The 1856-nt window shown below is 56.5% G+C and carries 1 protein-coding gene; it reads left to right on the top strand.

All coding sequences use genetic code 11. From position 1 onward, the window contains the following. Positions 1–1856: PVC-type heme-binding CxxCH protein (locus ABX749_RS31480; protein WP_372899519.1), on the top strand; the 1856-nt coding region annotated here is incomplete at both ends.

Genomic DNA, 1856 nt, shown 5'->3' with positions numbered 1-1856 from the left:
GATCCGACCAGCCACCTGACGCACAGCCAGGCTTCGGTGGTGATGTATTTCTTCGGATACAACGAGTCGTTTGCCGGCGAAAAAGGTCTCAAAAAATACAAGTCCGACCTGACGAAGTTGGTCACGGAGACCAAGACGGCGGACTACGGCAAGGGACGCCCGCAAGTCGTCTTGGTGTCGCCGATCGCGTTCGAAGGCTCGGACGATCCGAATCTTTCCGACGGCAAAGAACAAAATAAAAACTTGGCGTTGTATACCGAAGCGATGTCGGACGTTGCGTCGCAAACCGACGTCGTCTTCGTCGATTTGTTCACGCCGACCCGGGCGCTGTTCGAAAAATCACCGCAGCGTTTGACGATCAATGGGTTTCACTTGAACGACGTCGGATACGACGCGTTGGCACCGATTTTGGATCAGGCGTTGTTCGGCAACAAGCTTGCCGCGGCGATCAATCCGGATCTGAAAAACGAAATCGACGACAAGAACTTTCATTGGTTTCACCGCTATCGTGCCGTCAATGGATTTTCTATTTACGGTGATCGTGGCTTGGCGGGACAAGACGGAGACCGCAAGTACAACAACCGCATCGTGATGGAACGCGAGCGGGCAATCCTGGACGAAATGACGGCGATTCGCGATGCCCGCATTTGGGCGGTGGCCGCCGGCAAGCCGGTTCCGGAATCCATCGATGATTCGAAAACATTGCCGTTCCTCAACCCGACCACCAACGTCGGCACGCCCAACGACAGGAATGCCAAAGCTGGGAAACTCGGATCGTTGGAATACCTGCCCGCCGCCGAACAAATCAAATTGTTCGATTTGGCCGACGGGTATGAAATCCAGTTGGTCGCATCGGAAGAGCAATTTCCCGAATTGTCCAACCCGGTCGCGCTGAATTTCGACAGCAAGGGACGATTGTGGGTCGCGACGATGAAGTCGTATCCGCACTGGAAACCCAAGTCTCCGATGAACGACAAACTGTTGATCTTTGAAGACAACGACGGCGACCATGCCGCCGATGTTTGCAAAGTCTTTGCCGAAGGGTTGCATCAACCGACCGGATTCGAACTCGGTCACGGCGGTGCCTATGTGTCTCGCCAGCCCGACATCTGGTTCATCAAAGACACCGACGGTGATGACAAAGCCGACGAGGTGACGCGACAATTGATCGGTTTCGATTCGGCCGACTCGCACCACGGCATCGCGGCGTTCGAATGGGGACCCGGCGGCAACCTGTACTTCGAAGAAGGCACGTTCAAATTCTCGGCCGTCGAATCACCTTACGGTGTGCGTCGTTTGGCCGAAGCCGGGATTTGGAAATACAATCCACGAACCGAACGCCTGGACGTTCACGCCTCGTTCGCGTTCGCCAACCCCTGGGGTTACTGCTACGACAAATGGGGACAAGACTTCATCGGTGATGCATCGCCAGGTAACGCCTACTGGGCCGCACCGATCACCGGGCATGTGGAGTTCCCCAACAAGCATCCCGGCGGAAGCCAACACCGTCGTGTCGCGTCGATGGCCGGCGGAGACCCCAGTTACAAGTTCCCGACGTTCTATCCCAAGCGGATTCGACCGTTGGCCGGATGTGCGATCGTCTCCAGTCGCCATTTTCCCGACGACATGCAAGGCAACTTCCTGGTCACCAACGTGATCGGTGAACGGGCGATTCTGAATCACAAGATCATGCCCGCCGAGAACGGCAGCGGGTTCGTCGGCGAGGAAGTCGAGATGTTGCTCTCGTGTCGCGACGGCAATTTCCGACCGGTCGATCTTCAGTTCGCCCCGGACGGCTCGCTGTACATCGTCGACTGGCACAACGCCTTGATCGGTCACTTGCAACACAACCTGCG

The organism is Stieleria sp. (genome assembly GCF_041595215.1).
Taxonomy (GTDB): Bacteria; Planctomycetota; Planctomycetia; order Pirellulales; family Pirellulaceae; genus Stieleria; species Stieleria magnilauensis.
The sequence above is the reverse complement of the archived record's forward strand: the minus strand, read 5'-3'. Positions and strand labels throughout refer to the sequence as shown.